Raw genomic sequence first — 15,549 nt, forward strand, 5'->3', positions numbered from 1 at the left:
TCATGTCCGCACCCAAAGACCGCATCACCTTGCCGCCGAAGGATGCCGCGCGCACGAATATGACGTGCCACTTCTGTATCGTCGGCTGTGGGTACCACGTTTACAAATGGCCCGAGCAAAGCGAGGGAGGCCGGGCGCCCGAGGAGAATGCGCTGGGCCAGGACTTTCGTCAGCAGCTACCGCCTTTCGCGTTGACGCTTACCCCGGCGATGACCAACGTCATCACGCAGCGGGATGGCTCGCGTCACAACATCATGATCGTTCCGGACAAGGAATGCGTGGTCAACAGCGGCTTGAGTTCGACCCGTGGCGGCCGGATGGCCAGCTATATGTACACGCCCGATGGCGATGGCAAGGCGCGCCTGAAACAGCCGCGCATGTATGCCGCCGACCAATGGGTGGACGTTCCGTGGGACAACGCCCTGGCGCTGTACGCCGGGCTGTTGAAGAAGGTGCTGGATACCGATGGCCCGGAAGGCATTGTGTTCTCGTGTTTTGACCACGGCGGGGCGGGCGGAGGGTTCGAGAACACCTGGGGCACGGGCAAGCTGATGTTCACCGCGCTACAGACGCCGATGGTGCGTATCCACAATCGCCCGGCGTACAACTCGGAATGCCACGCCACGCGCGAGATGGGCGTCGGCGAACTCAACAACGCCTACGAAGACGCCGAGCTTGCCGACGTGTTGTGGTCCATTGGCAATAATCCTTACGAGTCCCAGACGAACTATTTCCTGAACCACTGGGTTCCGAATCTGTACGGGCAGACGGTCGACAAGAAAAAGGCGCGCTTCGCGGGTGAAGATCTTCCAACTACCCGCATCGTCTTCGTGGACCCGCGCGACACGCCCTCCATCGCGATCGCCCGACAGATAGCCGGAAAAGATCGAGTGCTGCATCTGGCGATCGAACCCGGCACTGACATCGCGTTGTTCAACGGACTGTTTACCTACGTGGTTGAACAGGGCTGGGTAGACAAGCCGTTCATCAAGGCGCACACGGCGGGATTTGATGAGGCCGTTAAGGCGAATCGCATGCCTCTGGAGGAATGCAGCAAGATCACGGGCGTGCCGGTCGACGACCTGAAGAAGGCGGCGGAGTGGTCGTACAAGCCGAAGAAGACAGGGCAGCTTCCGCGCACGATGCATGCCTACGAAAAAGGCATCATCTGGGGCAACGACAACTACGTCATTCAGTCGGCGTTGCTGGATCTGGTCATCGCCACGCACAACGTGGGGCGCCGTGGCACCGGATGTGTACGCATGGGGGGGCACCAAGAGGGTTATGCCAGGCCCCCCTACCCTGGCGACAAGAAAATCTACATTGACCAGGAACTCATCAAAGGCAAGGGCAGGATGATGACCTGGTGGGGGTCCAACAACTTCCAGACCAGCAATAACGCGCAAGCGCTCCGAGAGGCGGTGTTCAAGCGGTCCGCCATCGTGAAGGAAGCCATGCAGAAAGCGCGCGGCGCTTCAACCGAAGAGATGGTCGACATCATCTATGCGGCCACGCAACGAGGCGGACTGTTTGTTGCAAGCATCAATCTCTATCCAACCAAGCTGGCCGAGGCTGCCCATCTGCTGCTTCCAGCGGCGCACCCGGGCGAAACGAACCTGACGTCCATGAATGGCGAGCGGCGCATTCGCCTGTCGCAAAAGTTCATGGACCCGCCCGGGGAAGCGCAAGCGGACTGCCTGATCGCCGCGCGAATCGCCAACACGCTGAAAGCCATGTACGAGAAGGAAGGCAACAGCAAGATGGCGCAACGTTTCGCCGGATTCGACTGGAAGACGGAAGAGGATGCGTTCAATGATGGGTTTCGTCGGGCGGGCCAGAAGGACGCGCCCAAGATCGACAGCCAGGGTGGAGATACCGGTCACCTGGTGACCTACGAACGGTTGCTCGCCGCCGGCAATAACGGCGTCCAGTTACCCGTTCAGGCCTACGCGGACGGGAAGCTCAAAGGCACCGAAATGCTCTACACGGACGGTAAGTTCGACACCGCCGACGGAAAAGCTCACTTCAAGCCGGCGCAGTGGAAAGGCCTGCCCGAGCCCGTGGCCGCCCAAAAGAAGAAGTACAAGTTCTGGCTGAACAACGGCCGCAACAACGAGATCTGGCAAACGGCCTATCACGACCAGTACAACAGCTTCGCCCAGGACCGCTATCCGATGGCATACATCGAGATCAATCCCGCCGATTGCCAGGAGCTGGGCGTCGAGGCTTCAGACGTGGTCGAGGTCTACAACGATTACGGGTCGACTTACGCAATGGTGTACCCGGTGCCGGAGATCAAGCGCGGCCAGACATTCATGATGTTCGGCTACGTGAACGGCATCCAGGGCGACGTCACGACCGAGTGGACCGACCGCAACATCATTCCCTACTACAAAGGCACCTGGGGGAACATCCGGAAAGTGGGCTCCGTCGAGGAGTTCAGGAACACCATCAGTTTCAAGAGCCGCCGATTCACCCTGGGCTGATTTTTCAATCAAAGGAGCACCGCCCCTTATGCGTATCACCAAGCTGTTCGTGTCGGTCGGGTTGGCATCTGCCAGCCTGACCTGTGTTGCGGCCCCGGACGCCACAATCCAAGCGATCTTGACCAAGAACAATTGCCTGGCGTGCCACGCGGTTGACCGCAAGGTCGTCGGCCCCTCATACAAGGACGTGGGCGCCAAGTTCAAGGACGAACCCGGCGCCGCTGCCCTGCTGCTAGGGAAAATCAAGAATGGCAGTGCGGGCACCTGGGGACCTGTGCCGATGCCGCCGAACCCCGGAATTTCAGCCGAGGACGCGAAAAAGGTCGTCGACTGGATACTTGCCGGCGCGCCAGGCTGACGCAGAACATGATCGAAGCTCCGCTGTTGGATCGCCGCAAATCTCCCTCGCTACGGTCAACATCGACCGCCTCGTCAGGCATGGACGGCCCGCCCGAAGACCGGCACGGTCGGCCTCTGCATGACTTGCGCATTTCGGTCATAGACCAGTGCAATTTTCGTTGCACCTACTGTATGCCCCGAGATCAGTTCGGCGCGGATCATTCATTCCTGCGCCGCGAAGAGCTGCTGACTTTTGATGAGATTGAGAGAGTCGCAAGCGCCTTCATCAGCCTGGGCGTACGTAAGGTCAGGGTCAGCGGGGGTGAACCGCTGCTGCGCAAAGACGTGGAGCATCTTATTGCGCGACTGGCGGCGTTGCGTACGCCGTCCGGCGCGCCGATTGATCTGGCCATGACCACCAACGGGTCTTTATTGGCACGCAAGGCCCAGGGGCTGGCCGCCGCCGGGTTGCGGCGTCTGAACGTCAGCCTTGACGCGCTTTCGCCGTCCATCTTTGCGCGGGTCGCGGACACGACTGCTTCCGTGGATGATGTATTGGCGGGTATAGCCGCAGCCCAGGCTGCGGGCATCCCGCACATCAAGATAAATATGGTGGTGCAACGTGGTGTGAATGACGATCAGATCCTGCCGATGGCCCGGCGCTTTCGCGGAACCGCGCACGCGCTGCGCTTCATCGAATTCATGGATGTCGGTGCGACCAATGGTTGGAATGCCTCGGCCGTGCTGCCATCCGACGAAGTCCTCAAGAGAATACATGCCGTTTTCCCGCTGACGCCCTTGGCGCCAACGGTGCGCGGCGAAGTCGCTCGCCGCTGGGCTTACCAAGACGGGCTAGGAGAAATCGGTTTGATTTCTAGCGTCAGCCACCCATTCTGCGGCGATTGCTCAAGGGCAAGGGTCTCGGCCGACGGCAAGCTCTATACCTGTCTGTTTGCCGAACAAGGCGATGACATACGTTTGCAATTGAGGTCGGAGTCGAATCCACAAATGCTGATCAACGGCTTGGCTGAGCGGTGGCGATCCCGCAACGATCGATACTCAGAGGTTCGAACGTTACAACCACGCCAACAAAAGATCGAGATGAGCTACATCGGCGGCTAGGTAGCCGCCGAGGCGCCAGCCTTTTTCTTGGCGCTACGAAGTGGCTTTTTGTTCGGGATGATGTCGCAGTCGCAGTGGCCCGCCAACGCAGCGATGACGGGCGCGCAAGCCTCGGGATGGCCATGGCAGCAATCGGTCAACATGAACGACATCAACGAGCCCATGACGCCTACGTCGGCACGATATATGATGCTTCGCCCCTGGCGGTCTCCCCAGATCAAGCCCGCGCGGGCAAGCACCGACAGATGCTGCGACACCGTGTTGTGGGGGCCCTCCACCATTTCCGCGATGGCGCCCGCAGGCACCCCTTCCGGCTCGCGCGCCATCAAAAGGCGAAAAATCTCGAGCCGCGTTGGCTGAGAAAGGGCGTGGAATGCGCTTAGCGCGTGCTGGAAAGACACTCCGTCCCGAGGTAAATCCGGGTTGAAATGGCTGGCAACCGCTGGTGAAGGCGTGGACGTGCTGGCGATGGGCATGGAAATTCGATAAGTCGGTAGTTCTGTATATCCGGACAGACTATATCGCATAGATGACAGATTAGTGTCAGCAACATTTGACATGCGAAAGCGGCCGCCGCAAAAAAATGGGGCGAATGCCAGCCCCCAGCATCGCCCCGCAAAGTTGTCGACGAATCGACGATGTTGGCCCTACTTATGGTTTTGGGTATCAGGTTCCGATACGGCCGCCGTCATCCTTCGTAATTACGATCGTCGCGGAGCGGGGCCGTTTGCCAGCTCCATACCCAGCATTGCTTGGCCATTGGCTGGTGTACTTGGAAGGATCAGCGAGGTTGGCTTGGTCCGTGTTTTCGCCAGGATGTTGGATGTTGACAAAAATGGCCTTGCCATCGGGTGTTTCGCAGAACCCCGTAATTTCGCATCCAACCGGGCCCACCAGAAAGCGCTTGAGCTGCTCTGCCGCTGGCGGCTTACCGACGTAGGTATCCACCGTAAGCGTGCTGCCGTCTCCCTTGGGATAAGTCAGGGATTTCTTCGCCCCATCACCAACCTGCCCGGGGCGCGCGGCCAACATCATGCAGTTGGTCACGTCGGTGTAGGCGCCGTCATCGGTCTGCAGCCAGCACAGACCCGTTACCGCACTGAACACCAGACCATCCGGGCCTGAAAAGTCCTGGTCATCGGTAAGACTGGACAGGTTTACGGTCGTGACATCGGCGTCGGCTTGCGCGCCGAACAGGTACACATCCCATTCGAAGCGATCGCCATCACCGGCCGCTGCCGATTCCTTGATACGAATGATGTGTCCGTTGGGGTTGCCAGTCTGGCTAGCGCCACCCTTCATATCGGTGTACACGCGAGGATTGGCGGAGTCGGGCTCATACTGCGAGCCGGTGGGATCAACGCGGCGGCTGCTGTTGTTCGTCAACGTGCAATAGAGTTCGCCGTTCGCGGGGTTCACGCCACACCATTCGGGCCGATCCATCTTGGTTGCACCGGCGGCATCGGCCGCCAAGCGGGCATTAACTGCCACATCGGCCTGATCGGAAAAGGGGTAGGTCGCATACCCGCTGACCGCCGAGTTCTGCATCGACAGTTCCAACCACGAGCCGGTTCCATCTTCTGAGAACTGGGCCGCAAAGAGTGTGCCGTTATCAAGATACTTGTCGCCCACAGCGATACGACTGATCGCGTCTGCGTCCGCGTGATCCCAATTGGCCGACGAGACCCACTTGTAGAGGTACTCGCCACGAGCGTCGTCGCCCATATATACGATGATCGGTTGACCCGCGACGGCCGTGCGGAAAGCGGCCGATTCATGGGCAAACCGGCCCAAAGCCGAGCGCTTTTTCGCCTTTCTGCTGCGGTCGTAAGCATCCACCTCGACGACGTAGCCCTGGCCGTTCATCTCGTTGCGGTAGTCGTCGCTACCGTCAGCCGACGCGCCAGACTGGCTGATTATCCAGCGAGCATATCGGTCGTCCGCGCCGGCCGATTCCCAGCCGTGGCGCGACGCAGCGCCTTGATTGCGTCCATAGCGCCGAAGCGAGGTGACAGATTTGTCATTCCCGCGGGCTGCATCGTCCGCAGCGTCTCGCGTGAAATAACCGTACCAGTTTTCCTCGCCAGTCAGAAAGGTGCCCCAAGGGGTCTTTCCCGTGCCGCAGTTGTTGAGGGTGCCGCGCGTCCGCGTCGCATCGGGCGAGTACTTCGTCACCAGCAGCGGGTTACCGCGGGCGGGGCCGGCGATCTCGATTTCGGAAAGCGCCGTGAGTCGGAAATTGAACAACGAATCGGGAACCGTGACCCAGGAATTGCCGGCTTTCTTTACCTCGACAACCGACACTCCATGAATGGCGATCTCCTTGTCAACCTCGGCGGCTGGCCGGGGTAGCGTACTCGTGCCCCCATTTGCATGTAGGAAGAACGAACTGAGCCCTTCGTTCGTCGTGGCCTCATGGTTGACCGCCAGCAGCCCGCGATCCGTCGAGCTTGCCGACGGCCGGTTGTCAGCACCAAGGCCGAACCATTCCATGCCATCGTGGTGGTCACCAGCACGCTTGTCGAAATCGTTGTCCGTGCCATCGTTCTTGTAGGCAAGCACTCCCGCGGCGAGCGGGTCACCCAAGCCATAGAGCACTTGCGCGGTGTATCCGGAGGGAACGCTGACCGCGTCTGCCAATGATTTCGGAACCGCGCCGAAATTGAGCAGTTTTTCCGGGGGCTCCGTGGAAGGTGCTCCTGTGGGCGGCGTGTCCGGGCTATCGACATCGCTGTCGTCGTCTCCGTCGCCATTACAGCCCGCCAGGCCAACCCCGAACAGGGCAGAGCCCACCGTTGCCATGCCTCCCTTCAGAATCCGGCGTCGACTCAAGCGGGTTTGTAGCACCGCGTCGAATGTCGGATTTGGCGATGTGTTCGAGTCCTCGTCATTGAAGTCCACGACGGGCGCATCCATGTTGGTCTTCATATTGTCCATTTATCCGGATTTAACGAAGTAATGAATGTAGGCGGCGCCAATTACTTTTTCATGACGGATCGGACCTTCTTTTCAAGCCGTAGTGGGCTAGGTGATAGAGCCTAACCGCACGAGAAGGAGTGGTTATACGAAGCGGTACTGGACGACAGACCGCTTGGGGTCGAGGCTGTGTAAAAACTCGTGATGGACATGTTTTCGGGGGTAATCAAACCCTTCCCTCAACTCCGATCGTCGATCCTGAGTTGACCTGCGAAGCCAACTTACGACATGACCCGCAGCACGGTGAATTTTCACACAGCCTCGGCCGAAAGCGGCCCGCTGTAAACAATGGTATGTCGAGAGCAATCAACGTTGGGCTGCTGTTTCCGGCATGGATTGCCAATACCGAAACGGACGGACGTGGGGGTACCGACTAGGCGCCTCGCCAGCATCACGCAATAGTTGCGTTCGGAGCATGACGGCGCGTCCCCCTAAATTTGGCACAGAAATCGGACCTCCGAAGGCTAAATCCGGCTGGAGGCTGCAGCAGCACTTGTATATCGAAAAATCTCGATTCCGTAATTCGATAGCGCAAATCCCAAGTCAGATGAGTTTCGACACCTCCCTTGGTGCTGCCGAGTCCGGCGCAAAGCGAGGACAGCGGTACGACTGCGGGAATTTTCTTCGTGGATCAAAGACATAGGCGATCCCCCCCCGCAAGCCGCAGCTACGCCGCCATACCGTACCTACATGAAGGAATGTACGGTACGCAACTTTCCCAGGTACGACCGTACCTCGTTCGGAGCCGAGACCACAGACATCAGCTGAAAGTTCGGGCTGGTGAATTCCGCCTAGCAAGAGATAAGGTAGTCCCTGCCAAAGCCGAGATTGCTCCTCCCCTCTACTGCGCGCTAACCTCGTCGCGCCCCTATATCTCATGCGAGCGCCCCCGCGAAGAGTCCTGCCAACCATAAAGCCGATTTTGCGGAGAATGACGAACGATTTTTTCGGCTCGTTCCTCCAACAGCGGACGAACTCACAGCAATACTGAAAGGACACCTCCTGGTCGAAGAGCAACTGCGATCCATTACCCGTTCGTCAGTCGCCAACCCTCGCTACTTTGACGAAGCGAAGTGTTGGTTTGCACTGAAAACTGACCCAGCGTTTGCATCGAAAACTGACCCAGCCCTAATTTGATTGGGTCAGGGTTGCCACAGATTTGGCTGTTTTACGCTCCTTTTTGGGCTGCGTGCTGCTGTTTTTGAATCGGTAGCTGTCGTTGCCGGTCTCGACGATGTGGCAGTGGTGGGTGAGTCGGTCGAGCAACGCAGTCGTCATTTTTGCGTCCCCAAATATGTTTGCCCATTCAGCGAAGCTGAGATTGGTGGTGATGATGAGGCTTGTGTGCTCGTAGAGCTTGCTGATGAGGTGAAACAGCAGCGCACCGCCGGCTTGGCTGAATGGCAGATACCCGAGTTCGTCGAGAATCACGACGTGCGAGTGCATGAGCCGGTGGGCGAGGTGTCCAGCTTTGCCGGCCTGCTTCTCGAGCTCCAACGTGTTCACCAACTCGATCGTGGAGAAGAAGCGAACTCGGCGACGCAGGTGTTCGATGGCGTGAACCGCGAAGGCCGTCGCCAGATGCGTCTTGCCGGTGCCAGGGCCGCCAACTAATACGACATTGTGAGCGGGTTCGATGAACTCGCCGCGGTGCAGTTGCCGAACAAGGGCTTCGTTGACCTCGCTGCATCCGAAGTCAAAGCCTTGTAAGTCTCGATATGCTGGGAACTTGGCCACCTTCATCTGATAGGCAATAGATCGCACCTCTCGCTCAGTAAGCTCGGCCCGTAGAAGCTGGCTCAAGATGGGAGAGCAGCTCTGGCATGCCGGAGAGTCTTGCTGCACGAGGTCGGTGAGCGCTTGAGCCATACCGTGCAGCTTGAGCGCCTTCAAGCGCTCGATCATGAGTTCATGCTGCATGACGTGGCTCCTGAGTGCGGAGGGTGTCGTAGCGGCCGACGTTCGCCTCGGGTTCGACTGTGAGCGAGAGCGCTTGGGGCGCCGTCAGCGGCGGTAGCGGTGTGCCGTCGAGCAGTCGGCTCAAGATGTTGAGAATGGTTTGCTTCGATGGCGTACCGGCCTCCAGCGCTAAGGTCACTGCGGCGAGGACCAGTTGCTCGTCATGCAACAAGACCAACGACAGGATCTCCACCATCTCTCTATCCCCGCCAGCGTGAGGCAGAAGCCGTGCCTGAAGTTGGCGAAATGCTTCCGGCAACGCGGTGAACGGCGCCCCATTGCGCAGCGCGCCAGGCTTGCGTTGCAGCACGGCGAGATAATGCCGCCAGTCGTAGAAAGTGGCACCACGGTCATGGCGCCGGTTGATGTGGCGAGGATGCTGCGCGATGACGTGACCTTCGGCGACGACCACGAGGCGATCTGCATAGACCCGCAAACTCACGGGCAGGTTGGCGTAGGACGCGGGGACGCTATAGCGGTCACGTTCGAAGGCGATCAAGCATGTGGGGGAAACGCGCTTGGTGTGTTCCACAAAGCCGTCGAACGGCTGGCCAACAGGCATCAGAAATGGGCGTTCCTCGGACCATATCTGCCAGATGCTCTGGTCACATGCCGGATGGCGTATCTGTTGCCACAGCCTGACGCACTCGTCGGCCAACCAGTCGTTAAGCGCTTCCAAGCTCGAAAAGTGGGGCAGGCGTTGCCAGATCCGCCTCCGGCTATCCTGCACGTTCTTCTCGATCTGTCCCTTCTCCCAGCCTGACGCGGGGTTGCAGAACTGCGCATCAAACAAATAGTGGCTGACCATGCTGGAGAATCTGGCGTTGACCTCGCGTGACTTGCCGCGGCCGACCCTATCCACAGCGGTCTTCATGTTGTCGTAGATACCTCGACGCGGGATGCCTCCCCACGCCACAAAAGCGTGATGGTGCGCATCGAACAGCATCTCATGCGTCTGGAGCCAGTAGGCGCGCAGGAAGAAGGCGCGACTGTGGCAAAGCTTGAACTGCGCGATCTGGAGCTTGGTGCGCTCGCCGTTGATCACCGCACTGTCCTCGCTCCAGTCAAACTGAAAGGCGTCGCCTGGTGCGAACGTCAATGGCACGAACGTGCCCCGTCCTGAAGTCTGAGATCGTTCCTGTTGTTCCTGTCGCCATCGTCGCGCGAAAGCGGCAACACGGTCGTAAGAGCCCGTGTAGCCTAGAGCGCAGAGATCCTGGTGCAGCTGCAATAGCGAGCGTCGCTGCTTGCGTGTGCGGTTGGCCTCGGCCTTGAGCCATGCCGAGAGCTTCTCCGCATAGCCGTCTAGAACGGTAGGCCCAGCCGCACGGCTGTAGGTTGGTTCAATGGTGCCCGAGCGCAGATAGCGTCGCACCGTGTTGCGCGATATGCCAAGTCGCTTGGCAATCTCTCGTAAAGAGACATGATCACGCAAGTGCCAACGGCGAATAATGCTGAGAAGAGCCACGTCGATCACTCCTGTCTCCTGCACGGGTACCGAGCAGGATAGTGTTCACGAGGTGGGTCAGAATTAGATGCAAATCAAACGTAAAAGTGGGTCAACTCTGCCTGCAAATCAACAGCGAAGCTCACATTCTCTAATGCCTTGTGCTTGGCAAGAGCAGTCGCCGGACACTTTAATGAGGGCGCATGCTGGGTTGCTGCGGAGCAACTCAATACGGTACGGAATAAGATCGCCCACAGAGCCGAACCTGGACCAGCCGCCGCACTCCTCGACAGGTTTTATTCAGTGTGCGAAGCGGAGAGCCGCTGGTCCGCCTGGTCTTCGGCACCGCGAAGCACGGCAAAGCTTTCCCAGTACATTTGTTGCATCTGGGCCACCTTCGACGCGTTGCGAGCAGTTGTCCAAGTTTGCTCAGAAACCACTTCAGTGTTGCGCCCACGCCCTTAAGTCTCTCGTGACAAAGGCGGCCCCACCTGATGGAAGTCTCGGCTATGCGTTCACCAACCACTTCCCAACGGCCGCGCCCCCTCTTTTCACGTAGTCAATACTGAAGGCCATAAGATCAGCGAGGTGGGCATCAATCTGTCCTTTCGAAATCCCCGGCTGCACGCCATAGATGGCGAAACTGACTTTTTCCGCGCCCCGGTTCAGCAAGATCTCTTGCAACATTGCAAGATTGCCGATCTTGAAGACTGACGGACGCCTATGCCGCCTTTCATTTATCCGATGCTCCACATGCTCGACCAACACACGGGATTCGCAATAAACAACTGACTTTAGTAGCTGGCAGGTGACTTCGTAGACGTCGTCAACACGGGCACCATTCGGTTCGCCCCCAGCTCCCTTGCAGTGATACAGACTGACGAGGACTCTGTCGTCTTCTTCTCGTGTGACCGCGATGTAGTCGGCGGCCTCCCCAGTCCTGTGGTCATAAACGAGGACCTCGAGATTTTCCTTCGCCCTGATCCACAATTCCAAATGTCTGTGGACGGTCATTCGTTCGGGATTATCGGCGTCAAACTCTCTACCGATCTCACAGCCATCCCACCCAGGGTTCTCGACGTCCTCATCAAGAAGCCGATTGCTGGCCAGCTTCGGAGGCGGGTAGCAGTTCATCCCTTCGAACGATGACTTGTCGGCTGCGTAAAAGATTGGAGGGTGCATAGAAAGCCACTGGTCAAAATCCAACCAGTCATCGTGCGTGCTAGATATTTCGACTTCCCAACCAGCGCCGTGCTGTCGAAACAATGCGCCCCCGGCTAAAGACATGCGGTAGGGCACCGCATCTGAGTCCGAGACGATTTCGAAATCCAGGCCATCAGGTCCTGAAGCGAATGACGAGAGCTCTAGATCAGTGATTTGGCGATAGAGCCACTGCTGCTGTCCAACACGTCGATATCTCAACCGGTGCGCCTGCTTGTAGGCATTGCGCGACCAGCTTCCACCAATGACAACATCTGGGATTCGCCGCAACGTCTGCGAATGCTGGACGAGATCTAGCTGAGACTCTGCCAGCGTTTCGTCGCCATTCAAGCGATTGTTCAGCTTCGATATCCAGTCAAGGTATTGCGATACGGAGAGACGTTGATTGCTCCATATACGCGAGTTACTGCTTGCTCCGATGGTTTCACGCTCGCCATCTTCCAATCCACTACCAAAGTAATGTCCTTGTACGTAGGCGCGCCCATCGCCCGGCGTGACCGCTCGCTCAGCACGAGGTCCAGTTAGCATGCGATAGGATTCTGCTTGCGAATTTATGGCCGTATTACGCAAGCCAACAGCGTAGAAGCGCATATCCGTAAGGCCGGCGCGCGCACGGATGGTCTCCTCGAAGCTCAAAGGTCTATGGTGATCCTTGGCCATGACCTGCATTAGTGCGATATATAAGCGATCTGTTCTACGAGTGGAGCCGATGAAGCACAATCGTGTAGCAGCGTTGTAGGCCAGCAGGAAAACGTCGTGTCGTACATTTACAAGCACGTCAGCAGTCGCCCAGTTCGGCGGCTCATTGTCGACGGTCAAAAGCAGTGTGATCAATCCATCATCCGAGATCCACTGCTTAGCCAAGTGAAGCCTTCGCCCTATCAATGCCTCAAACAAAGTGAAGTCCGGGGCCACGTCGCACTGAAAGATTCGAGCATGGGCATATAGCTCAAATGACATTGGCGACACGGCGTCGTAGTCCGAGACTGTCTGCCTCTTCGGCTTCAAGATCTCCAAGATTGATTCATCGGCAGCCCCTTCGGCGAGCTGACGCCTCGCCTCTTCGTCGATAAGGGAAGCGATGTCCACTCCCTCTTGAAAGAGCCTTGCGGTGGCATCTTGCAGACGACTCACAGTCGACACTAAAGTAGCGTTGCCCGTCCGTTCATCGTTTGTTCGCGCGAACCGCCCTATGAACTGTATCGTTGGAACTAGGGAGCGGTGCGGCGCATGGAGTGCTGCGATCTTCAGCTTTGGAAAGTCATAGCCCTCCCCGAACATGTCAACGCAGACTATTCCTTCCAGCTCCCCCCGGAGCAAGGAGACCTCCAGTTGCTCCTGCCTCCGTTTGGAAATTCCGCTGTCGATCGCTTCTACCCTCACCCCAAGCCCGGCGTAAATCCCCGTTAGCTTCCTAGCAGCGGATATCGAGGATGCTCGCGCGAACAGTCGATGGTCGAATCCTTGCGCCTGATCTTCCCGCAGCTGTGCAATCGCCACCCTTGCGATGGCGAGGTCCACCTCGTCCTCATCGTGATCGTTATGCACAGGCGCTGGACGAAAGGAGACGCTCCCAAACGCTTGTTCGCGAGACGCCTTGGAAACTGGATAGCTATATGCCAGACGGCCCGGAATTGGCTTTTTATCGCGCCTGAATGGAGTAGCCGTCAAGAAGACAAACTTGGCGCGGGAGTAGTGACCGAGATACGCACTCCAAGTGTCTGCTGGAGCATGGTGCGCCTCGTCAAAGATAATCAAATCGAATAGGTCTGCGGGGCTTACGGGCTCCAGGACCGGCGATGTGCTCGCTGGCGTGGACACGACCACATCGAAAGTTCGAAGGGCAAGCCATTCATCGGCGCTTAATGGCCTGCCCTTCTGTGGATGTACATGAGGATTTTCTGCCTCCGCCGGTAAGACCTTGAGCTTGCGTAGCGTCGACAGTTCGCCGAAGTGAGCCGAGGTCTGTCGTCTCAGCACATCCGTGGGTTCCACCACCAGCACACGGTTTGAGCCCAACAAAAAAGGAAGCGCCATGATCACGGCAGTCTTCCCATATCCAGTCGGCAAAGACACTATGGCCGGCTCGTCGTAGACCGAAAAGTGGGCCGCCACAGAATGAAGAGCGCCCAACTGGCCTGGCCTAAAACCCGAGTTCGGACTGCTAATGGGTTTCAAAGCCAGCATGTGGCTATGTTCAATGAAGAAATCGGCCACGTCCCCCTCCCGGAATGAACTAGATGACCAATTGTTACTTCAAAGAACATAACAAGCCAGCCTAATCTTTGAGACCTACTCCGAATTATTGCCGCTTCAGGTCTGATGGTCTTCTTTGTTGCGCCCTTCGGAACGAGCGATGTTATTCGCGACCCAAAGGCCGAATGCGATAACAGCTACAAGTACTCCGAGCATCACCGTAGTACCCAAGTCCATACACTTTTCTCCACAAACACAGCCCTATCGGTACGCCTGATGATAGCAATCACCGCCGGATATGAACTGCGAATCCGCAGCACAACGCAACATCGTTCGTAACAGGAAACCCGTTGGGATCCTGCTGGGTTCCTACTCGGTTAACCGCCGGTTCCCACAACAAAACCTAGAGCGGCACTCGACCAGTTGGGTTCTAAAACACCGCGTACAGGAGCGCGCTGTGCCCCAGCACAGTTGTTCAGATCTTGAGGTCCATGAGCGCCGCTGACACAGGATCCATGGCCATCCTCATAGGAGAAATACCCACGAAGCGAGGGAACCTGGGGGCCTGTAGCGGAAACCCAGCAGGTTATGGCCAGGTTTTACTTTCGAACCCAGTGCAAACCGGATGCAAAGCTACCAATCCCAATCCCATTCCCAATCCCAAATCTTTTACTGGCTACGCCAGTGTCAACAGCGTCTGCGCCGCTGTCTGACCTGATAAGCCACAATAGGCCGGACCAATTCCAGATGGGACGCCCTCGCAGATGCAGTGATGGTCCTTAGACGCGTCCACAGCCCGCATGAGCGGTCGAAACACCCCGGGTGACGGGTAGGCAGCCACATTAGAGCCATTGCAGTCCAGAGCGCGTTCTGCGCGGTCTCGCGCTCTGTTTCTGAAACGCGAGTCGAATCTCCGAATTTTTGCCTTGCAGGGTCTAGAAGACGGTTGGGGCGCCGTGCAAAAGAAAGTGGGCAAGTCCGAGGGTCTGGCCAGAGTCCTGTATTGCACAATCCAACGACTCCGCTCGCTAGAACGAGAGACCGCCGAGCCAGCCTTCCCCTTTGTCCGTGGCAAGAATCGATGCCCACCGGAGCGCCAAGCTTCCCCGCACATTGGGAACATTTGATAGGGGATTTTGATAAGGTGTTTGAAAAGGGCTTTGACTGATGGCGTCGGCACTTGATCTCTACGCCAGCTAAGCACTCCGGGTCTGTTCGATGGTCCACAACGGGACAACCGCCCCGCTCCCCGCCCACCGTCAGTGAAGGTGGAACAATCAACGGTTCATGATGTTCCAGACGTACGTGACCGTGGCGGCAACTGTCCGGCGCCGGCGTCTCAAGGTGGGAGTTAATTTGCAACGCCACGAGCCGGACGGTTGCGGCGGCGTGAAATCTACGGACCTGCCGACAAGTTTCAGCGCCTCATACGCGGGATCGCGGCCCGCGGCCAGCCCGGTGTCGACTCAGCGAAATAATCTGTTAGCCGTCTGAAAGACTCTGTGTCCCTGTCGCAGCCACTCAGACATTGCGCTGGCAACTCCTACCTCCATTGTCGAAAGGGCACCCCTCGTATCAGTACTAGGTTAAAGGATGCCCTATCCCCTCATTCCCGTACTAGGCCAAGTCTCCGCGGTTCGGGTCGGATAGACCGTCGACTTTGATTTCTCTCAGCGCAGCTCATAGCGCATTTGACACTGAGGTGTGCAGTATGGTCTCAGTGCAATGCACACAGCACATGCAGAGTACAGGCCGCGACGCTTTAAAAGTGCCACCGGGGAAGACCGGTCCACAGCACAGCTC

The 15,549-nt window shown here is 57.9% G+C and carries 8 protein-coding genes; 3 read left to right on the forward strand and 5 right to left on the reverse strand.

All coding sequences use genetic code 11. The features are described from left to right. Positions 1-2 precede the first annotated feature (2 nt). The 3 genes from C1I89_RS15180 to moaA are packed head-to-tail and all read left to right on the forward strand — an operon-like array spanning position 3 to position 3,947. Complete coding sequence (locus C1I89_RS15180; protein WP_088590544.1) at positions 3-2,486, forward strand: arsenate reductase (azurin) large subunit; 2,484 nt, start codon at positions 3-5, stop codon at positions 2,484-2,486. A 28-nt stretch (positions 2,487-2,514) separates the two neighbouring features. Next, positions 2,515-2,844 carry a c-type cytochrome gene (locus C1I89_RS15185; protein ID WP_006224616.1) on the forward strand — a complete coding sequence of 110 codons (330 nt, stop codon included), beginning with the start codon at positions 2,515-2,517 and terminating at the stop codon, positions 2,842-2,844. A gap of 8 nt (positions 2,845-2,852) precedes the next feature. Then, on the forward strand, positions 2,853-3,947 hold the full coding sequence (moaA, locus tag C1I89_RS15190) for a GTP 3',8-cyclase MoaA (RefSeq protein ID WP_088590543.1): 1,095 nt from the start codon (positions 2,853-2,855) through the stop codon (positions 3,945-3,947). On the opposite strand, the gene C1I89_RS15195 is transcribed toward moaA, so the two are convergent. The 5 genes from C1I89_RS15195 to C1I89_RS15215 all read right to left on the reverse strand — a co-directional run bounded on the left by C1I89_RS15195 (position 3,944) and on the right by C1I89_RS15215 (position 13,767). Beyond that, the gene (locus tag C1I89_RS15195; RefSeq protein ID WP_223283384.1) at positions 3,944-4,423 is read right to left on the reverse strand and encodes an ArsR/SmtB family transcription factor; all 480 of its coding nucleotides are present in this window, start codon (positions 4,421-4,423) and stop codon (positions 3,944-3,946) included. The genes moaA and C1I89_RS15195 overlap by 4 nt on opposite strands. A gap of 190 nt (positions 4,424-4,613) precedes the next feature. Next, on the reverse strand, positions 4,614-6,875 hold the full coding sequence (locus C1I89_RS15200) for a PhoX family protein (protein ID WP_102774131.1): 2,262 nt from the start codon (positions 6,873-6,875) through the stop codon (positions 4,614-4,616). Between the two features lie 1,176 nt (positions 6,876-8,051). After that, a complete protein-coding gene (gene istB / locus C1I89_RS15205) occupies positions 8,052-8,843 on the reverse strand; it encodes an IS21-like element helper ATPase IstB (protein ID WP_102773553.1) in 792 nt (263 codons plus the stop codon). After that, entirely contained in the window at positions 8,833-10,359 is a 1,527-nt protein-coding gene (gene istA / locus C1I89_RS15210; protein ID WP_108627539.1) for an IS21 family transposase, read from the reverse strand. The genes istB and istA overlap by 11 nt, the downstream gene beginning before the upstream one ends. Before the next feature lie 477 nt (positions 10,360-10,836). Further along, a complete protein-coding gene (locus C1I89_RS15215; RefSeq protein ID WP_102773554.1) occupies positions 10,837-13,767 on the reverse strand; it encodes a DEAD/DEAH box helicase in 2,931 nt (976 codons plus the stop codon). Between the last annotated feature and the right edge of the window lie 1,782 nt (positions 13,768-15,549).

Source organism: Achromobacter pulmonis (assembly GCF_002885955.2).
Lineage (GTDB): Bacteria > Pseudomonadota > Gammaproteobacteria > Burkholderiales > Burkholderiaceae_B > Achromobacter > Achromobacter pulmonis_A.

Coding starts and splice junctions, on each gene's coding strand:
- C1I89_RS15180 (WP_088590544.1), top strand. CDS start 3: ATGTCCGCACCCAAAGACCGCATCACCTTGCCGCCGAAGGATGCCGCG.
- C1I89_RS15185 (WP_006224616.1), top strand. CDS start 2,515: ATGCGTATCACCAAGCTGTTCGTGTCGGTCGGGTTGGCATCTGCCAGC.
- moaA (WP_088590543.1), top strand. CDS start 2,853: ATGATCGAAGCTCCGCTGTTGGATCGCCGCAAATCTCCCTCGCTACGG.
- C1I89_RS15195 (WP_223283384.1), bottom strand. CDS start 4,423: ATGCCCATCGCCAGCACGTCCACGCCTTCACCAGCGGTTGCCAGCCAT.
- C1I89_RS15200 (WP_102774131.1), bottom strand. CDS start 6,875: ATGAAGACCAACATGGATGCGCCCGTCGTGGACTTCAATGACGAGGAC.
- istB (WP_102773553.1), bottom strand. CDS start 8,843: ATGCAGCATGAACTCATGATCGAGCGCTTGAAGGCGCTCAAGCTGCAC.